Annotated in this window: 17 protein-coding genes; 5 read left to right on the top strand and 12 right to left on the bottom strand. The window is 64.3% G+C overall.

Annotated elements, in window-relative coordinates; all coding sequences use genetic code 11:
- Positions 1-12 precede the first annotated feature (12 nt).
- On the bottom strand, positions 13-1014 hold the full coding sequence (locus tag AX729_RS12595) for a 2-hydroxyacid dehydrogenase (protein WP_061023436.1): 1002 nt from the start codon (positions 1012-1014) through the stop codon (positions 13-15).
- 321 nt (positions 1015-1335) lie between these two features.
- Between AX729_RS12595 and AX729_RS12590 the strand changes: the two genes are divergently transcribed.
- A complete protein-coding gene (locus AX729_RS12590; protein WP_061023435.1) occupies positions 1336-1866 on the top strand; it encodes an SH3 domain-containing protein in 531 nt (176 codons plus the stop codon).
- A gap of 138 nt (positions 1867-2004) precedes the next feature.
- Here the strand turns inward: AX729_RS12590 and irrA are convergent, their stop codons facing one another.
- Positions 2005-2496, bottom strand: a complete 492-nt coding sequence (gene irrA / locus AX729_RS12585) for an iron response transcriptional regulator IrrA (RefSeq protein ID WP_061023433.1) — start codon at positions 2494-2496, stop codon at positions 2005-2007.
- Between the two features lie 353 nt (positions 2497-2849).
- On the opposite strand from irrA, the gene fabA reads away from it, so the two are divergent.
- From fabA to fabI, 3 genes are all read left to right on the top strand, one after another.
- Positions 2850-3371: a bifunctional 3-hydroxydecanoyl-ACP dehydratase/trans-2-decenoyl-ACP isomerase gene (gene fabA, locus AX729_RS12580; RefSeq protein WP_061023431.1), complete on the top strand. Its 522-nt coding sequence runs from the start codon at positions 2850-2852 to the stop codon at positions 3369-3371.
- A 39-nt stretch (positions 3372-3410) separates the two neighbouring features.
- A complete protein-coding gene (gene fabB / locus AX729_RS12575) occupies positions 3411-4634 on the top strand; it encodes a beta-ketoacyl-ACP synthase I (RefSeq protein WP_061023430.1) in 1224 nt (407 codons plus the stop codon).
- A 174-nt stretch (positions 4635-4808) separates the two neighbouring features.
- Complete coding sequence (gene fabI / locus AX729_RS12570) at positions 4809-5609, top strand: enoyl-ACP reductase FabI (protein WP_061023428.1); 801 nt, start codon at positions 4809-4811, stop codon at positions 5607-5609.
- A gap of 53 nt (positions 5610-5662) precedes the next feature.
- Here fabI and AX729_RS12565 read toward each other — a convergent pair whose 3' ends face one another.
- The 4 genes from AX729_RS12565 to AX729_RS12550 all read right to left on the bottom strand — a co-directional run bounded on the left by AX729_RS12565 (position 5663) and on the right by AX729_RS12550 (position 8759).
- Positions 5663-6259 (bottom strand): glutathione S-transferase family protein, encoded by a 597-nt coding sequence (locus AX729_RS12565; RefSeq protein WP_061023426.1) that lies wholly within the window; start codon positions 6257-6259, stop codon positions 5663-5665.
- A 181-nt stretch (positions 6260-6440) separates the two neighbouring features.
- Positions 6441-7079, bottom strand: a complete 639-nt coding sequence (locus tag AX729_RS12560) for a hypothetical protein (RefSeq protein WP_245325145.1) — start codon at positions 7077-7079, stop codon at positions 6441-6443.
- Positions 7080-7368: 289 nt separating this feature from the next.
- Entirely contained in the window at positions 7369-7827 is a 459-nt protein-coding gene (locus AX729_RS12555; RefSeq protein ID WP_061023423.1) for a GNAT family N-acetyltransferase, read from the bottom strand.
- Positions 7828-7832: 5 nt separating this feature from the next.
- The gene (locus AX729_RS12550; RefSeq protein ID WP_061023422.1) at positions 7833-8759 is read right to left on the bottom strand and encodes a hydrogen peroxide-inducible genes activator; all 927 of its coding nucleotides are present in this window, start codon (positions 8757-8759) and stop codon (positions 7833-7835) included.
- Between the two features lie 113 nt (positions 8760-8872).
- On the opposite strand from AX729_RS12550, the gene katG reads away from it, so the two are divergent.
- Complete coding sequence (gene katG, locus AX729_RS12545) at positions 8873-11038, top strand: catalase/peroxidase HPI (protein WP_061023421.1); 2166 nt, start codon at positions 8873-8875, stop codon at positions 11036-11038.
- A gap of 68 nt (positions 11039-11106) precedes the next feature.
- Here the strand turns inward: katG and AX729_RS12540 are convergent, their stop codons facing one another.
- The 6 genes from AX729_RS12540 to infB all read right to left on the bottom strand — a co-directional run.
- Positions 11107-11838: a superoxide dismutase gene (locus tag AX729_RS12540; protein WP_061023819.1), complete on the bottom strand. Its 732-nt coding sequence runs from the start codon at positions 11836-11838 to the stop codon at positions 11107-11109.
- Between the two features lie 208 nt (positions 11839-12046).
- Complete coding sequence (gene pnp / locus AX729_RS12535; RefSeq protein ID WP_061023420.1) at positions 12047-14209, bottom strand: polyribonucleotide nucleotidyltransferase; 2163 nt, start codon at positions 14207-14209, stop codon at positions 12047-12049.
- Positions 14210-14585: 376 nt separating this feature from the next.
- Positions 14586-14855 (bottom strand): 30S ribosomal protein S15, encoded by a 270-nt coding sequence (gene rpsO, locus AX729_RS12530; RefSeq protein ID WP_008540131.1) that lies wholly within the window; start codon positions 14853-14855, stop codon positions 14586-14588.
- Between the two features lie 2 nt (positions 14856-14857).
- Positions 14858-15976: a tRNA pseudouridine(55) synthase TruB gene (gene truB, locus AX729_RS12525; protein ID WP_061023418.1), complete on the bottom strand. Its 1119-nt coding sequence runs from the start codon at positions 15974-15976 to the stop codon at positions 14858-14860.
- Positions 15973-16419, bottom strand: a complete 447-nt coding sequence (rbfA, locus tag AX729_RS12520) for a 30S ribosome-binding factor RbfA (RefSeq protein WP_061023416.1) — start codon at positions 16417-16419, stop codon at positions 15973-15975. Before rbfA ends, truB begins: the two co-directional genes overlap by 4 nt.
- A 152-nt stretch (positions 16420-16571) precedes the next feature.
- Positions 16572-18986 (bottom strand): translation initiation factor IF-2 (infB, locus tag AX729_RS12515; RefSeq protein ID WP_061023414.1); only part of this gene is annotated, 2415 nt, incomplete at its 5' end.

Here is an 18986-nt window from a genome sequence, read left to right as displayed (position 1 = left end):
CATACGCCGAGCTCAGAGCATGCTCGGCAGCACGCGATCCGGCGGCTTGTGGGCGTCGAGGAAGGTGCGGATGTTGATGATCACCTTCTCGCCCATCTCGACACGGCCCTCGATCGTGGCCGAGCCCATATGGGGCAGCAGCGTCACCTTGCCGGCCTTGGCGAGCCGCACGAGTTTCGGGTTGACGGCGGGCTCGTGCTCGTAGACGTCGAGGCCGGCGCCGGCAATCTCGCCGCCTTCGATCAGCTTGATCAGCGTGTCCTCGTCGGTCACCTCGCCGCGCGCGGTGTTGACGATGTAGGCGTCCTTGCGGATCAGCTTCAGCCGCCGCGCCGAGAGCAGGTGATAGGTCGCCGGCGTATGCGGACAGTTCACCGAGATGATGTCCATCCGCGCCAGCATCTGGTCGAGGCTTTCCCAATAGGTCGCGCCGAGCTCTTCGGCGATGACAGGCGCGACGGGACGGCGGTTGTGATAGTGGATCTGCAGGCCGAACGCGCGGGCGCGGCGCGCCACCGCCTGGCCGATGCGGCCCATGCCGATGATGCCGAGGCGCTTGCCGCCGATGCGGTGGCCGAGCATCCAGGTCGGCGACCAGCCCGCCCAGGGCTTTCCCTCGGTCAGGATCGAGGCGCCTTCGATCATCCGCCGCGGCACGGCCAGGATCAGCGCCATGGTCATGTCCGCGGTGTCTTCGGTCAGAACCTTCGGCGTATTGGTGACCGTGATGCCGCGGGCATGGGCGGCCGCAACGTCGATATTGTCGACGCCGTTGCCGAAATTGGCGATCAGGCGGAGCTTGCAGTCCGGCTGGTTCACCACGTCGGCGCTGATGTGATCGGTCACGGTCGGAACCAGCACGTCGGCGGTGCGCGCGGCTTCCGCGATCTGCTCGGGCGACATCGGCGTGTCCTCGAGATTGATCCGCGCATCGAACAGCTCGCGCATTCGCGTCTCGATCGAATCCGGCAGCTTGCGCGTCACCACGACGAGGGGCTTTTTCTTCACCGACATGTCCTGCTCTCATGAGGCGTCGCAAGCCGCCTCTGTCGCCAAAGGCTGGTTGTTGAGACCTCATTAACCCGGTTCTTCGACACTGCCCTTGCCGTGTCCGTCCCCGGCGTTTCCTCCAAGCTCTCCCGACATTTCCGGCCGGAAAATCGGGGCAAACTGGTTGTTCAAGTGCCCGTCCTCTCTAGCAGAAGGCCGGGCCAAGACAAGAACCACGGCTCAAGGCTTGGAACCCGCGTGGGGCGGGAGAAGGGGCAGACGCGGCAGGGTTTGGAATTGGGGTGAGGATCCGGCCTGGCCGGGTCTTCGACAGGAGACGGGTTGATGGCGTTGGGGCGTTTTTGTTCAGTGATGGCGCTCGTTTGCACCTGGTTGAGCGCCTCGGTCAGCCCCTCGCATTCAGCGAAGGACAACACCCCGCAGACCGCCAGCGGCTTGCCGGTGCCGCGCTATGTCAGCCTCAAATCGGATCACGTGAACGTCCGCGCCGGCCCGACCAAGGACAATGACGTCGCCTGGGTCTACACCCGTGCCGGCCTGCCGGTCGAAATCACCGCCGAATTCGAGAACTGGCGCCGGGTGCGCGATTCCGAAGGCGCCGAGGGCTGGGTCTATCACTCGCTGTTGTCGGGCCGCCGCACCGCGGTCGTCACCATGAAGCACAAGGACGACCTCGCCCCGATCTATGACCGGCCCGATCCCGACAGCGCGGTCGCGGCAAAGCTCCAGGCCGGTGTCGTCACGCAGGTGAAGAAATGCGCCGCAAACTGGTGTCGTGTCACCGGCAACGGTTTTGACGGCTGGATCCAGCAGGAGCGCCTCTGGGGCGTCTACTCGGACGAGCAGGTCAACTGACGCGGTAGAGGCGAGCTATTGCTCCCCGTCATGCCCGGGCTTGTCCCGGGCATCCACGGACCTCGCGCGTGGTCCAAAAACGCGGATGGCCGGGACAAGCCCGGCCATCACGACGAATTCAGCAGTTTTGGATCGATCTCAGCGCTTCTTGCGCAGGCGCACGACCATGTCGATGCGGGAGATCTCGTAACCCTCGGGCACCTCCGGCATCTTGGACAGCACCAGATGCGGATCCTCGATGTCGACCAGCTCGTGGCTGTTCTCGAGGTAGTAGTGGTGGTGGGTGGTGACGTTGGTGTCGAAATAGGTCTTGGTGCCGTCGACGCTGACCTGGCGGAGCAGGCCGGCATCGGTGAGTTGGTTCAGCGTGTTGTAGACGGTCGCCAGCGACACCGGGACCTTGGCCAGCGTGGCTTCCTCGTACAGCATTTCAGCCGTGAGGTGACGCGCGCCCTTGCCGAACAGCAACCAGCCGAGCGCCATGCGCTGGCGCGTCGGACGGAGCCCCGCGGACTGGAGCATTTCGTTGACGTCGTGCCAGGGGCAGCCGGTCAGGGCCGGCTGGCGGCCGGACAGGAGGGCCGCGGCATGGACGTCGTCGTCGTGATGGGACGCGGTATTCTCGGTCATTTCCAGATTTCGGGCACGCGTGAACAATATGTCTCTGCAATATAAGAACAGAAAGATGCAGATGCAAGTTTCTCGCAACTAGAGAGGTTCTAATCAGGCTTGGAACTGCACGACCAACGCGTCATTTTACCTTCATGGATGCGCTTTGCTACCTGAAATGGCCTGTGTTAGAGAGCGCGCGGTTCCGCTCAGCCGATGTTGGTGCAGCCGGGCCTGGGGGTTGGTGCGCAGCCCATCCGGGAATTTGCGCAAGTCGCGGCCGGCGATGGCAATTGGCGTTGCTTTCCGATCGAGACGGGGCCCATTTTCGCCAGAGAACGCCGCTCAACCGGGATTTGAACAGAGGCTAGTGAATGCTGAACAGGCGCAACGGTTACGAATACGAAGATCTGCTGGCCTGTGCCCGCGGCGAGATGTTCGGCCCGGGCAATGCCCAGCTGCCGTTGCCGCCGATGCTGATGTTCGACCGCATCACTGACATCAACGACAATGGCGGTGAGTTCGGCAAGGGCCTCGTGCGCGCCGAGCTCGACGTGAAGTCCGATCTCTGGTTCTTCGGCTGCCACTTCAAGAACGATCCCGTCATGCCCGGCTGCCTCGGCCTCGATGCGCTGTGGCAGATGGTCGGCTTTTACCTCGGCTGGAGCGGGGGTGAAGGCCGCGGCCGCGCCCTTGGCCTCAGCGAGCTCAAGTTCAGCGGCCAGGTGCTGCCGGAAGCGCGCAAGGTTGTGTACAACGTCGATATCAAACGCGTGATGCGGGCAAAGCTGGTGCTCGGGATCGCCGACGGGTGGCTTTCGGTCGATGACCAGATTATTTATCGCGCCAAGGATCTGAAGGTCGGCCTGTTCAAGCAGGGCACGAGCCTGGGCTGAGCGCATTACCAAGAAGGCAACGATTGAGGCGAGGCTGTCATGAGGCGGGTTGTGGTCACCGGAATGGGCATCGTCTCGTCCATCGGAAACAACACCCAGGAAGTGCTTGCGAGCCTTCACGAGGCGAAGTCGGGCATTTCGCGGGCTGAGAAATATGCCGAGCTGGGCTTCCGTTCGCAGGTGCAAGGTGAGCCGACGCTCGATCCCGCGACGGTGGTCGACCGCCGCGCGATGCGTTTCCTCGGCCAGGGCGCGGCGTGGAATCACATCGCGATGGAGCAGGCGATCCAGGACTCCGGCCTGTCGCCCGACGAAGTCTCCAATATCCGCACCGGCATCATCATGGGCTCCGGCGGTCCCTCGGCGCGCACCATCGTCGAAGCCGCCGACATCACCCGCTCCAAGGGACCCAAGCGCGTCGGTCCTTTTGCGGTGCCGAAGGCGATGTCCTCCACGGCTTCCGCGACGCTCGCGACCTGGTTCAAGATCAAGGGCGTGAACTATTCGATCTCCTCGGCCTGCGCGACGTCGAACCATTGCGTCGGCAACGCCTATGAGACCATCCAGATCGGTAAGCAGGACATCATTTTCGCCGGCGGCTGCGAGGAACTGGACTGGTCGTTGTCGGTGCTGTTCGACGCCATGGGCGCGATGTCATCGAAGTACAACGACACGCCGGCCACGGCCTCGCGCCCCTACGACGTCAATCGCGACGGCTTCGTCATCGCCGGCGGCGCCGGCGTGCTGGTGCTGGAAGAGCTCGAGCATGCCAAGGCACGCGGCGCGCGCATCTATGGCGAGATCGTCGGCTATGGCGCGACCTCGGACGGCCACGACATGGTGGCGCCGTCGGGCGAAGGCGCCGAGCGCTGCATGCGCATGGCGATGTCGACGGTGAAGACCAAGGTCGACTACATCAATCCGCACGCGACATCGACGCCCGCCGGCGATCCGCCGGAGATCGAGGCGATCCGAAAAGTATTCGGCGTCGGCGAGAAGTGCCCGCCGATCTCGGCGACCAAGGCGCTGACCGGCCACTCGCTGGGCGCCACCGGCGTGCAGGAAGCGATCTATTCGCTGCTGATGATGAACAACGGCTTCATCTGCGAGAGTGCGCACATACAGGAGCTCGATCCCGTGTTCGCCGACATGCCGATCGTGCGCAAGCGCATCGACAACGTCAAGATCGGCACCGTGCTGTCGAACTCCTTCGGCTTCGGCGGCACCAACGCCACGCTGGTGTTCAGCCGGCTCGATGTGTGAGCACGGACTTCGTCATGCCCCGCCTAGTGCGCAATTGCGCACGGGGGCGGGGCATCCAGTACGCCGCGGCTTCTCGATTTATCACGAACGTCTCTGGAATACTGGATCGCCCGCCCCAGTGCGCAGCGCGCACAAGGCGGGCGATGACCCCGGAATGGTGGGAGTAGCGAGGCAATGGAAGGTTTAATGAAGGGCAAGCGCGGTCTGATCATGGGCATCGCCAATGATCATTCGATCGCCTGGGGCATGGCGAAGACGCTGCATGCCCATGGCGCCGAGCTCGCCTTCACCTTCCAGGGCGACGCCCTCGGCAAGCGCGTCAAGCCGCTGGCGGAGCAGCTTGGCGTGGATCTGGTGCTGCCTTGCGACGTCGAGGACATCGCCAGTGTCGATGCCACCTTCGCCGCGCTCCGCGAGACATGGGGCCGCCTCGACTTCGTGATCCACGCGATCGGCTTTGCCGACAAGAACGAGCTGAAGGGCCGCTACGCCGACACCAGCCGCGAAAATTTTTCGCGCACCATGGTGATCTCCTGCTTCTCGTTCACCGAGGTCGCAAAACGCGCCGCCGAGCTGATGACGGAAGGCGGCAGCATGATCACGCTGACCTTCGGCGCCTCGGAGCGCGCGATGCCGAATTACAACGTGATGGGCGTGGCCAAGGCGGCGCTGGAAGCCTCTGTGCGCTATCTCGCGTCCGATTTCGGACCGCGCGGCATCCGCGTCAACGCGATCTCCGCCGGCCCCATCCGCACGCTCGCCGGCTCCGGCATCGGCGAGGCGCGGGCGATGTTCGCCTTCATGCAGAAGCACTCGCCGCTTCGTCGCGGCGTCACGCTCGACGACCTCGGCGGCTCGGCGCTGTATCTGCTGTCGGATCTCTCCGGCGGCGTGACCGGCGAGATCCACTACGTGGATTCCGGCTACAACATCATCCTGATGCCGAGGCCGGACGATTTGAAGACGGAAGACTAAAGTGCGAGCATGATCTCTTCGGAAAACCGCTGCACACTTTTCCTGATCATGCTCTAACCCGCCGCGATCTTCTCCGCGCGCTGGAACGCCGGGCGCGCCATGCAGCGCGCGAGATAGGCATCGAAGGCCGGGCGCGACGGCACCATCTTGAACAGGCGTACCGCGAAATTCAGGCCTGAGCCGACAGTGATGTCGGCGGCGGAAAATTCCTCGCCCAGAATCCACGGTCCTTTCTCGAGCGCGGCTTCCAGCACGTCGAACACCTGCGTCGCGCTGCCCCACGCCGCGGTCGAGGTCGGGATCTCGATCTTGGTGAAGATCTGGATGATGGCCGGCTCGATGCAGCCGGGCGAGAAGAACAGCCATTGCAGATAGCGCGCCCGGCGCGGATCGGTGACGGCGGGCGCGAGCTTCGTCTCGGGATAGCGATCGGCGATGTAGGCGCAGATCGCAGCGGCCTCGCCGAGCGCCGCGTCACCGTCGGTCAGCGCCGGCACCTTGCCCATCGGATTGATCTTCAGATAGTCGGGCGCCTTCTGCGCACCGGTGGAGATGTCGGTCAGCACGCGCTCATAGGGCAGGCCGCTCTCTTCCATCAGCCAGAGCGTCGAGAACGAGCGCGAGCGGGGCGACCAATAGAGCTTGATCATGGGGGGGAACCTTTCATCGGGGGGGCAAACAGCATCCAATTCATGGGGCGTTTGCCGCGTATTCGCAACGCACTATGCCTGGGCAAGAGGTCAGCTGCGCGAACGACATGTTGGTCAACGCGACAGGTTGGCGGCGGTCTTCTCGGTCAGCGCTTGCGAGCTTGGCTTCCTTACATCATCGTCACTGCGCGAAGTAGGGCGGCAAGATCTTGTCGAGCCGCTCCGTCAGGAATTCGCGAATGTTGTCGCGCAGCGTTGTGTTGCTGGAGGCCTCGGCTGCCGCAGCCGGAAACAGCGAGTTGTCTACTTTGCGAAGGTGCTCGTCTTGCACGAAATTGTCGGCCATGTGCTTCATGACGCCTTCCAAGGTCACACCGGGCCCCTTCCTGATCTCGAAGGTCTGGCCGTCGAAGACGGTCACGCCGACATAGGCGTACAGAAATGAATAGTTGATAGGGCCGACGCCCCGATTGAGAATGCCGAGACCGCGGAGCGGCAGATTGGTCCCCGGCAGCATCCCTTGGCCCCGCGTGACGACGACATATCGCTCGCAGCCGGCATTGCCCGCGATCTGACGGACGAGATTCGAGAGTTCTTCGCGCTCGTTGCGAAACAGGCTGGGCTTCGGGTGGTAATAGGCGTCGAACGCGCCTTTGGCGTAGGCTATTCGCCGGAGCGGCGTGGCGCCCGCCGCCGCACGCGCACGGGCGAAAACGAGATCGTCAAGGCCCCAGGACACCGGCACTTCCGCATATTCGTTGCCGAACACCGTTAGGCCGATCTTTTCGACGACGAACGGGTCCTGCGTCGCCGCAATCACGCCGATACTGCAAGGACCGGGTGTCGTCTGCTCCACGGGTCTGGCTGGCGGTGCCTTCGGTTTCGCTGCCTTCTTGGCCGCTGGCTTTGCCGGAGCCGCAGTCTGAGCGGGAGGCGCGTTGGTCACAGGAGGAGTTTGCGCGACTGCCGAAGTCGGAAGGAGCAGTAGCGCGATAAGCGAGATGGCAATTCGAACCATGGATTCCAGGAGATCAGAGGCAGGAGGTGACCGGTCGCATCACACTAGGTTGGGATCGTGACAACCGCAAGCTGCGCCCGGAGTTCAGCACCTACCTGATGGGCCGCCTCCACCGATAACATTTCATCACGAACCCATTCGATGGCTCGATCTCTTCCCTCTCGAACACGAAGCCCTCGCGCTCGTACCAGCGCCAGGCCTTTTCGTTCTCGCGCACACAGCGTAGATGCATCTCATCCGGCATTTGCGTGCGCGTGAAGGCGAGCAGCTTCCGTCCGAGCGATTGCCCCTGATAGGCGGGCGCAACGAAAAGCATGTCGAGATAGAGTTTGGGCAGATGCAGCGCCAGCATGGCGGCGATCGCGCCCCTGTCATCGGCGACGAACAGGCTCCAGCCGTCCGCGATCTCGCGCCTGATGCGCGCACGCAAATTGGCGAGGAGAAAGTCGCTCGGCCCGGCAAGCCCGGTCGAGACCCAGCTCTCCATCCAGACGCGGCCGACCTCATCATACTCGTCTGCGCGGGCAGGGCGGATGACGGGATGCGGCATTGGCGCTAGGCCCGCTGGCTGCGCACGGATTGGCGCGCGCGCACCTTGCCGGCCGACAGGCAGACCACCTCGGAAATCTGCAGCAGCTGCCGTGCCAGCGGACTGGTCTTGCGCCAGACCATGCCGATGGTGCGAGACGGCTCCGGATCGCGGAAGCGCGCCAGCGAGACCGAGGCCGATCGCGTCTCGACCGGCACGGCCATCTCCGGGATCAGCGTCACGCCGATGCCGGCGCTGACCATCTGCACCAGCGTCGACAGCGAGTTCGCATCCAGCATCTCGCGCGGGGGCGCCGACTGCATGTTGCAAAAGGAGAGCGCCTGGTCGCGGAAGCAGTGCCCCTCCTCGAGCAGCAGCAGCCGCATCTCGCGCATCATCTCCCGCGACGGCACCGGGGTCCCCTCGTCGGAGCCCGGCCGTACCAGCAAGAATTTCTCTTCGAACAGAGCGACCTCGGTGAGCGAGGGCTCCGACACCGGCAGCGCGACGATGGCGGTATCGAGCCGCCCTTCCACGAGTTCCTGGATCAGCCGCGGGGTCATGGTCTCGCGCACGCGGATGTCGAGCTCCGGATGCATGCGCGTCAGGTTCTTGGTGATCTTGGGCAGGAGATAGGGCGCGATGGTCGGGATCATGCCAATGCGGAGGCGGCCGGCGAAACGGTCCTGCGACGCCCGTGCGAAATCGCCGAGCTCATCGACCGAGCGCAGGATGTCGCGGACCCGCTGTGCGAGTTCCTCGCCGAACCGGGTCAGCGTCACCTGGCGCGCGCTGCGCTCCAGCAGCAGGCCGCCGAGCGCCTCCTCCAGCTCCTTGATCTGCATCGACAAGGCCGGTTGCGAGATGGAGCACGACTCCGCTGCGCGCCCGAAATGGCCATGACGCGCCAGCGCATCGAAATACCGGAGCTGGCGCAGCGTCACGTTGATCATCAGAAAATCCTATCGCAGCGATCATTAAAGTCAACTTTACCTGATCGTGCGCGACGCTTAGAGTGGTTCTACCTGGTCCAAGGCGCAAGTCGACGCCACCAGAGGAGGTATTCATGGACGACACTTCGAAGTGCCCGTTTTCGGGCGGCAAACCGACGCGCGTGAACCGCGACTGGTGGCCAACCCAGCTCAACATCGAGGTTCTGCACAAGAACTCGGACAAGTCCGATCCGATGGACAAGGACTTCGATTACGCCAAGGAGTTCAAGTCGCTCGACCTGAATGCGGTCATCAAGGACCTGACCGCTCTGATGACGGACTCGCAGGAATGGTGGCCCGCCGACTTCGGTCACTATGGCGGCCTCATGATCCGCATGGCCTGGCACAGCGCGGGCACCTATCGCACCACCGACGGCCGCGGTGGCGCCGGCGCCGGTCAGCAGCGTTTTGCGCCGCTCAACAGCTGGCCCGACAACGCCAACCTCGACAAGGCGCGCCGTCTGCTGTGGCCGATCAAGCAGAAATACGGCCGCAAGATTTCCTGGGCCGATCTGATGGTGCTCGCCGGCAACGTCGCGCTGGAATCGATGGGATTCAAGACGTTCGGTTTCGCCGGCGGTCGCGTCGATGTCTGGGAGCCGGAGGAGCTCTATTGGGGCCCCGAAGGCACCTGGCTGGGCGATGAGCGCTACAGCGGTGAACGTGAGCTCGCCGAGCCGCTCGGTGCGGTGCAGATGGGCCTCATCTACGTCAATCCGGAGGGCCCGAACGGCAAGCCGGATCCGGTCGCTGCGGCCAAGGACATCCGCGAGACGTTCGCCCGCATGGCGATGAACGACGAAGAGACTGTCGCGCTGATCGCCGGCGGCCACAGTTTTGGCAAGACTCACGGCGCCGGCGATCCATCTCTGGTCGGTCCGGAGCCGGAGGCGGGCGCGCTGGAAGATCAGGGCCTCGGCTGGAAGAGCAAGCATGGGTCTGGCCTGGGTGCTGATTCCATCACCAGCGGCCTCGAGGTGACGTGGACGACGACGCCGACGAAGTGGAGCAACAACTTCTTCGAAAACCTGTTCAACTTCGAATGGGAGCTGACCAAGAGCCCGGGTGGGGCGCAGCAGTGGACGGCCAAGAACGCCGAGGCGATCATTCCGGACGCGTTCGATCCGTCGAAGAAGCATCGGCCGACGATGCTGACGACCGACCTCTCGCTGCGCTTCGACCCCGTGTACGAGAAGATCTCGCGGCGCTTCCTGGAGAACCCGGATCAGTTCGCTGACGCCTTCGCCCGCGCCTGGTTCAAGCTCACCCATCGCGACATGGGCCCGATCCAGCGCTATCTCGGCCCGCTGGTGCCGAAGGAGACGCTGATCTGGCAGGATCCCATTCCGGCCGTGGATCACGAGCTGGTCAGCGATCAGGACATCGCCGCCCTGAAGACCAAGATCCTGGGCTCCGGCCTCTCGGTGTCCGAGCTGGTCTCGACCGCCTGGGCGTCGGCCTCGACGTTCCGCGGCTCCGACAAGCGCGGCGGCGCCAACGGCGCGCGCATCCGTCTTGCCCCTCAGAAGGATTGGGAGGTCAACGAGCCGGCTCAGCTCGCCAAGGTGCTCGGCAAGCTCGAAGCGATCCAGAAGGACTTCAACGCGTCGTCCGGCGCCAAGAAGGTCTCGCTGGCGGACCTGATCGTCCTCGGCGGTACCGCCGCGGTCGAGAAGGCTGCGAAGGATGCCGGCGTGGACGTGAAGGTCGGCTTCACGCCGGGCCGCATGGATGCGTCGCAGGAGCAGACGGATGTTGCCTCCTTCGCGCCGCTGGAGCCGCGGGCCGACGGTTTCCGCAACTACATCGGCAAGCGGCATCAGTTCATGCAGGAGGAAGAGGCGCTGGTCGATCGCGCGCAGCTGCTGAGGCTGACCGGTCCGGAGATGACGGTGCTGGTCGGCGGCCTGCGTGTGCTCGGTGCCAATGCGAACGGTTCGAAGCACGGCGTCTTCACTTCGAAGGTGGGTACGCTGAGCAACGACTATTTCGTCAACCTGCTCGACATGAGCACGCAGTGGACGCCGTCGGCCGACGGCGCCTATGAGGGGCGCGACCGCAAGACCAACGCCGTGAAGTGGACCGGCACGCGTGTCGATCTCATCTTCGGCGCACATTCGCAGCTTCGCGCCTTCGCCGAGGTCTATGCCACCTCGGACTCCAAGGAGAAGTTCGTCAAGGACTTCGCCAAGGCGTGGACCAAAGTGATGAACCTCGACCGTTACGACATCGCGGCGTGATCCCGATCAGCAAGCGATAGATCAAAGGGTGGCCGAGAGGCCGCCCTTTTTGTCGGTCTCTGATGTACTCACACGTCGAGTGTGCCGGCCTTCGCCGCAGCGTAGCGTTCGCCAACCACCTTCCAGTTCACCGTATTCCACCATGCCTTGAGATAATCGGCGCGGCGGTTCTGGTAGTTCAGGTAATAAGCGTGCTCCCAGACGTCGTTGCCGAGCAGCGCCCGCTTGCCGTCCATCATCGGATTGTCCTGGTTGGGTCGAGTCTCGATGGCGAGCTTGCCGTCCTTGCCGACGGTCACGAACACCCAGCCCGAGCCGAACACGCGGCCGCCGGCAGCGTTGAAGTCGGTCTGCAATTTCTCCATGCCACCGAGATCGCCGTCGATCGCGGCAAGCAAGGTACCTTCCGGCTTGCCGCCATTCGGTCCCATGATCTGCCAGAACATCTTGTGGTTGGCGTGGCCGCCCATGCTATTTCGGACGCCCGTGCGGATCGCGTCCGGCACGGCGCCGAGGTTGCCCAGCACTTCGCCGACCGGCTTTTCCGCGATCTGCGGATTGTCCTTGGCGAAGTTGTTCAGGTTCGTGATGAACGCCTGGTGATGGCGGCCGTGATGGATCTCCATTGTCTTGGCGTCGATGTGCGGTTCCAGTGCATTCGCCGGATAGGCCAGCGGCTCGAGCTTGAACGGCCCTGCAGGCGCCGCCGCGCCTTGCGCAAATGCCATGCGTGGGACCGCGGCCGCCGCAGCGAGGCCGGTTGCAGCGAACATGAGACGGCGCCGGGATATGAGGGACATGTGGTTCTCCTGTCGGGGGGCGATCCGCTGATAACGCGAGCGGCCGTACAAGAGGTACGCGGTTGCTCCCGTTGCGGGTTTCAATCGCAGTCACTGTGAGACTGCGGCGGAATCGCGCACGGACATCGCGTTGACGCAGGCCGCTGAGGAACAACAAAAAGGGCGGCCTCTCGGCCGCCCTTCGTGTTTCTGGCTGTGGTGCGAGAATTTACTCGCCGGCCGCTTCGCGTGGGGCGTTCTCGCCCTCGGCGGCCTTCTCCTTGGCCTCGAGGTCCTCGCCGGTGGTCTGGTCGACCACCTTCATCGACAGGCGGGTCTTGCCGCGATCGTCGAAGCCGAGCAGCTTGACCTTGACCTTGTCGCCTTCCTTGACGACGTCGGAGGTCTTCTGCACGCGGCTGGAAGCGAGCTGGCTGATGTGGACGAGGCCGTCCTTGGAGCCGAAGAAGTTCACGAAGGCGCCGAACTCCATCACCTTGACGACGGTGCCGTCATAGATCTGGCCGACTTCCGGCTCGGACGCGATCGACTTGATCCACTTGATCGCGGCCTTCATCGCCTCGCCGTCGCTGGAGGCGACCTTCACGGTGCCGTCGTCCTCGATGTTGACCTTGGCGCCGGTCTTCTCGACGATCTCGCGGATCACCTTGCCGCCGGTTCCGATCACTTCGCGGATCTTGTCGGTCGGGATCTTGAAGGTCTCGATGCGCGGCGCATATTCGCCGAGCTCGGCGCGGGCGTTGGTCAGCGCCTTGGCCATCTCGCCGAGGATGTGGATGCGGCCATCCTTGGCCTGGCCAAGGGCAACGCGCATGATCTCCTCGGTGATGCCCTCGATCTTGATGTCCATCTGGAGCGAGGTGATGCCCTGCTCGGTACCGGCAACCTTGAAGTCCATGTCGCCGAGATGGTCCTCGTCACCGAGGATGTCGGAGAGAACCGCATAGCGCTTGTCTTCGAGGATCAGGCCCATCGCGATGCCCGCGGTCGGCCGCTTCAACGGCACGCCCGCATCCATCAGCGCCAGCGAGGCGCCGCAGACCGAAGCCATCGACGAGGAGCCGTTGGATTCGGTGATCTCCGAGACCACGCGCACGGTGTAGGGGAATTCATGGTGCGGCGGCAGCACCGGATGAATTGCGCGCCAGGCCAGCTTGCCGTGGCCGATCTCGCGGCGCTTGGTGCCACCGAGGCGGCCGGTCTCGCCGACCGAGTAGGGCGGGAAGTTGTAGTGCAGCAGGAACGTTTCCTTGTACGTCCCCGACAGCGCGTCGATGTACTGCTCGTCCTCGCCGGTGCCGAGCGTGGTCACGACCATCGCCTGGGTCTCGCCGCGGGTGAACAGCGCCGAGCCGTGGGCGCGGGGCAGCACGCCGACTTCGGCGACGATGTTGCGCACGGTCTTGCTGTCGCGGCCGTCGATGCGCTTGCCGGTGTCCAGAATGTTCCAGCGAACGATCTTGGCTTCGAGCTCCTTGAACACGGCGGCGACGCGGAGCTTGTCGTATTTCGGCTCCTGCCCTTCGGGGAAGTAATGGGCGATCACCTTTTCCTTGACCTTGCCGACCGCGGCGTAGCGATCCTGCTTCACGGGAATCGCGTAGGCGGCGCGCAGCTCCTGCTCGACGAGGCCGAGCATCTCCTTCTCGAGCGCGGCGTTGTCGATCACGGTGACTTCGCGCGGCTCCTTGGCGGCCTTCTCGGCGAGCTCGATGATCGCGTTGATCACCGGCTGGAAGTGGCGGTGACCGAACATCACGGCGCCGAGCATGATGTCTTCGTTCAGCTCCTTGGCTTCCGATTCCACCATCAGCACGGCGTCGGCGGTGCCGGCGACGACGAGGTCGAGCTGGGTGTCGACCATCTCGTCGAGCGTCGGGTTGAGGATGAACTCGTCATTGGCGAAGCCGACGCGCGCTGCGCCGATCGGGCCCTTGAACGGGGCGCCGGACAGGGTCAGCGCAGCCGACGACGCGACCAGCGCGACGATATCGGGGTCGTTCTCCATGTCGTGCGAGAGCACGGTGACGATCACCTGGGTCTCGTTGCGCCAGCCGTCGACGAACAGCGGACGGATCGGACGGTCGATCAGGCGGGAGACCAGCGTCTCCTTCTCGGTCGGACGGCCCTCGCGCTTGAAATAGCCGCCGGGGATGCGGCCCGCAGCGTAGGTCTTCTCCTGGTAGTCGACGGTCAGCGGCAGGAAGTCGACGCCCTCGCGCGGCGCCTTCGCCGCGACGACGGTGGCGAGCACCACGGTCTCGCCATAGGTGGCGACGACGGCGCCGTCGGCCTGGCGGGCGATCTTGCCGGTTTCGAGCTTGAGTGGGCGTCCGCCCCAGTCGATCTCGACTGAATGCTTATTGAACATAGTGGTCTTCTTTCATGGGTTCTCGAAAGAAGGGATGCGTCGAAAAACAAAAACCATGCGCAAGATTGCGGGACGCTGATCGGAGCGGATGATCAGCGTCCTGCGATCCTGCCATGGTTTTTGGATTTCGGATGGCGTCCATCCTTTCGGGTCATACGGGCGCCTTGCCCGTTGTGCCCAGCCGCCGGATTGCTGCTGGACTGTCAGTCGGCACGAACGCGAACACCGAACCGCGGTCTTCGCTCTTCATGCCCGGATGCGAATCTTCAACGGCCCGCATCCGACGCGCACGCAACCTCGACCAAAAACCTTTAAGGAAACGCTTTCGTTCGAAACCACGCGCGAAAACGCGCGCCAGTGGCGCGCGCAGCAACTCTTAACGACGAATGTTGTGCTTCTCGAGCAGCGCCTTGTACCGCGCCTCGTCCTTCTTCTTGAGGTAGTCGAGGAGCGAGCGGCGGGTCGAGACCAGCTTCAAGAGGCCGCGACGCGAATGGTTGTCCTTCACGTGCGTCTTGAAATGGTTGGTGAGGTTGTTGATGCGTTCCGACAGGATCGCGACCTGAACCTCGGGCGAGCCGGTGTCGCCGGCCTTGGTGGCATTCGTCTTGATGACTTCCGCTTTGCGTTCTGCGGCAATCGACATCGTCAATTTCTCTCGTTGCGACCGGAACTGGCAGTCAGGCCGGTCAGGTTGAACACACGCTTGGGGATGATTTCGCCATTGCCAACTTCAGCAAGCGCCAAAAGACGGCCTGCCACCGTGACATAGACTGTGCCGCTACAAGTGGGCGCATCCCGTCCGCGCAACAAAACGGCCTGGCCCCGATGGAGCCTTGCCGCATCAGCCCGAGTGACGGCCAGTGCCGGGATGTCGTCCAGCGCGGTCTCAACGGGCAAAAGCGCGTCGGCGAGGCTGCCCTCGCCGGACGCGGCTCTATTGCACAAAGCTTCCAACTGATCCAGCGGAATCATGTCGTTTTCGCCAAATGGGCCGACCAGGGTCCGCCTGAGCGCGCAGATATGGCCGTAAGTGCCGAGAATCCGGCCCATATCGCGGGCCAGCGCGCGGACATAGGTGCCCTTGCCGCACTCGGCCTCGAATACGGCCCGGTCTTTATCCGGTTGATCTACAAGGGTTAAATGGTGAATCTCGACCGGCCTGGGGGCCAGTTCCACGACCTCGCCGTCGCGGGCGAGGTCATAGGCGCGCTCGCCCTGGACCTTGATCGCGGAATAGCGGGGCGGGATCTGCTCGATCACGCCGGTGAAGCGGGGCAGGAGGGCCAGGATGGCCTCCCGGGTCGGGCGCTGGTCGGAGGTCGCGGTCACCCGGCCCTCGATATCGTCGGTGTCACGCTCCTCCCCCCAGCAGACCGTGAACTGGTAGCGCTTGCGGCCATCCATCACGAAGGGAACGGTCTTGGTGGCTTCGCCGAGCGCGATCGGCAGCCCGCCAGAGGCGAGCGGATCGAGCGTGCCGGCGTGGCCGGCGCGCTTGGCGTTGAACAGGCGCTTGAGCACGGCAACCGCCTGCGTCGAGGTCATGCCGATCGGCTTGTCCAGCACGACCCAGCCATGGACGTCGCGGCGGTCCCGGCGCGGCTGGTTGCCCTTCTGCTGCTTGGCGCGCGGATCGTTGTTGACGCGGCGCGGCTCCTGAGGCGGCCGGGCATCGCCTCCCAAATCCGCGAAATTATTCTTCTGCACGTCGCGCTGATCGACATCGTCGCCGCCGATCGTGCCGTGAGCCGGGTCCATGGTCATTGCTCTTCTTCCCGATCCGAAGCCGGATTCTGTTCCAGATCCTTGTCCAAGTCCTTCTGCACCGCAGGCGTTCGCAAAAGCTTCTCGATCCGTTCCGCTTCGTCGAATCGCTCGTCGACGCGGAAGCGAATGTCAGGTGCAAATTTCAGGTTAACGCGGTGCGCGACCTCGCCGCGCAGGAATTTCTTGTTGCGCTCGAGCGCAGCGATCACGATCCCGGTGTCGCGGCCACCGAGCGGCATCACGTAGACCGTTGCGAGCTTCAGGTCGGGCGACATCCGCACCTCCGGCACGGTGATGATGTGACCTTCGAGGTCCGCATCATGCACATTGCCTTGCGCCAGAATATCGGCCATCGCGTGGCGAACCTGCTCGCCGACGCGCAACTGGCGCTGCGAGCCTCCGCCGGGCGCGGAACTCTTCTTCTGATGGTGGCGTGGCATTCTCGAAAATCACCTCGTGATGCCCGTGCTGGGACACGGGCATTGTCGTTTTCCTGTTGAAACGAAGAGAGGTGGATGGCCGGAAAGATCCGGCCATCGCACTCCCGCAATTTCAGTTCAAAATGATCCGAACGCTTCGGTAAGATTTGGACTTACAGGGAGCGTTGGATCGTCTCCACGCGATAACACTCGATCACGTCGCCGGCACGCATGTCGTGATAGTTCTCGAAGGCCATGCCGCATTCCTGACCCGACTGGACTTCCTTCACTTCGTCCTTGAAGCGTTTCAGAGTCGACAGCTTGCCTTCGTGCACCACGACGTTGTCGCGGATCAGGCGCACATTGGCGCCGCGTTCCACGGTGCCGTCGGTGACGCGGCAGCCGGCGACCTTGCCGACCTTGGAGATGTTGAAGATCTCCAGGATCGAGGCATTCCCCAGCATCGTTTCGCGCAAGGTCGGCGCGAGCAGGCCGCTCATCGCCTTCTTCACGTCGTCCACGAGGTCGTAGATGATGTTGTAGTAGCGGATCTCGATGCCGTTGCGCTTGGCGGCCGCAGCGGCCTCCTTGTTGGCACGGACCGAGAAGCCGATGATCGCGGCGTTGAAGCCTTCCGCGAGCGTCACGTCGGATTCCGAGATGCCGCCGACGCCCGCATGCAGGATGCGCGCGGCGACTTCGTCGGTGCCGAGCTTCTCCAGCGAGCCGAGGATCGCTTCCAGCGAGCCCTGCACGTCGGCCTTGATGATCAGCGGGAATTCCTTGCGGCCCGCCGTCTTCAACTGCGACATCATCTGCTCGAGCGAGCCGCGCATGCCGGAGATCGAGGCAGCCGCGTTCTCGCGCTTCTGGTGCGCGCGGTAGCTGGTGACCTGACGGGCGCGGGCTTCGTTCTCGACCACCGCGAGACGATCGCCGGCTTCCGGCGGACCGTTGAAGCCGAGCACTTCGACCGGTACCGAGGGACCGGCCTCCTGCACCGTCTCGCCCTGATCCGAGATCAAGGCGCGGACACGGCCCATTTCGGCGCCGGCGACGATGATGTCTCCGACGCGGAGCGTGCCGCGCTGCACCAGCACGGTTGCGACCGGACCACGGCCGCGATCGAGCTTGGCCTCGATCACGGTGCCTTCGGCCGGACGCTGCGAGTTGGTCTTCAGGTCGAGGATCTCGGCCTGGAGGGCGATCATCTCGAGCAGCTTGTCGAGATTGGTCTTGTTCTTGGCGGAGACCTCGACGTCGACGACTTCGCCGCCGAAGGACTCCACCTGCACCTCGTGCTGGAGCAGTTCGGTGCGCACGCGCTCCGGCTTTGCGTCCGGCTTGTCGATCTTGTTGATGGCAACGATGATCGGCACCCGCGCCGCCTTGGCGTGGTTGATGGCTTCGACCGTCTGCGGCATCACGCCGTCATCGGCCGCGACCACCAGCACGACGATGTCGGTGACCTTGGCGCCGCGGGCGCGCATCGCGGTGAACGCGGCGTGGCCGGGCGTGTCGATGAAGGTGATCTTCTTGCCGCTTTCGGGCGACACCACCTGATAGGCGCCGATGTGCTGGGTGATGCCGCCGGCCTCGCCGGAGACCACGTTGGCGTGACGGAGCGCGTCGAGCAGCGAAGTCTTGCCGTGATCGACGTGACCCATCACGGTCACGACGGGCGAGCGCGTCTCGGTGTCGGTGGAATCGTCGACCTGGTCGAACAGGCCTTCTTCGACGTCCGAGGCGGCGACGCGCTTGACGGTGTGGCCGAGCTCTTCGGCGATCAGCTGCGCGGTGTCGGCGTCGATCACGTCGGTGATCTTGTGCATCGCGCCCTGCTTCATCAGCATGCGGATGACGTCGACCGCCCGCTCGGACATGCGGTTGGCGAGTTCCTGGATCGTGATCGCTTCCGGAATCGTCACCTCGCGGATCAGCTTTTCCTTCGGCTCGTTCGAGGCATGGCCCTTGAGGCGCTGTGTGCGGCGACGGAACGAGGCGATCGAGCGCTCGCGGACCTCGTCGGCATTGAGCGCGGTGACGACCGTCAGGCGGCCGCGCTCTTTCTGCGGGCCGGGCTTGTGGGTGGTCTTGGGGGCCGCCGCAGGACGTGCTGCGCCGCCGGGCCCGCGGCGGATCTGGCGCGGACCATCGTCCTCGTCGGGTCCGGCCGCAACCGCAGGCGCGCGCCCCGCAGGGCCTGCCGGCCGCTGCGTGGTCGTGGTCGGGCGTGCAGTGGTGGTGGTGGTCGCCGCAGGTCGCGCCGTGCTCGGCGCCGAACGCGGAGCGCTCGTCACCGGAGCTGTTGCGGGTCGTGCGGCAGAAGGCTGCTCGCCTTCGCCAAAACGCTTCTTGGCCTCGGTCTCGGCCTTGCGCTTGGCCTCGTCCTCGTGACGGTGGCGCTCCTCCTCGGCCTTGCGGCGGGATTCGGCGGCTTCGCGCTCGGCGCGTTCGGCGGCCTCGCGGACCGCGCGGCGCTGGGCCTCTTCCTCGGCCTGGCGGCGTTCCTCGACCTCGCGCAGCTTGGCATCGGCCAGCGCGCTGGCACGGGCCGAACGCTCGTCCTCGGTCAGCGTGCGCAGCAC

The sequence above is a fragment of the Bradyrhizobium sp. CCH5-F6 genome, assembly GCF_001556045.1.
GTDB lineage: Bacteria > Pseudomonadota > Alphaproteobacteria > Rhizobiales > Xanthobacteraceae > Bradyrhizobium.
Note: the sequence above shows the minus strand (reverse complement) of the source record. Positions and strands in the feature narration are given on the sequence as shown.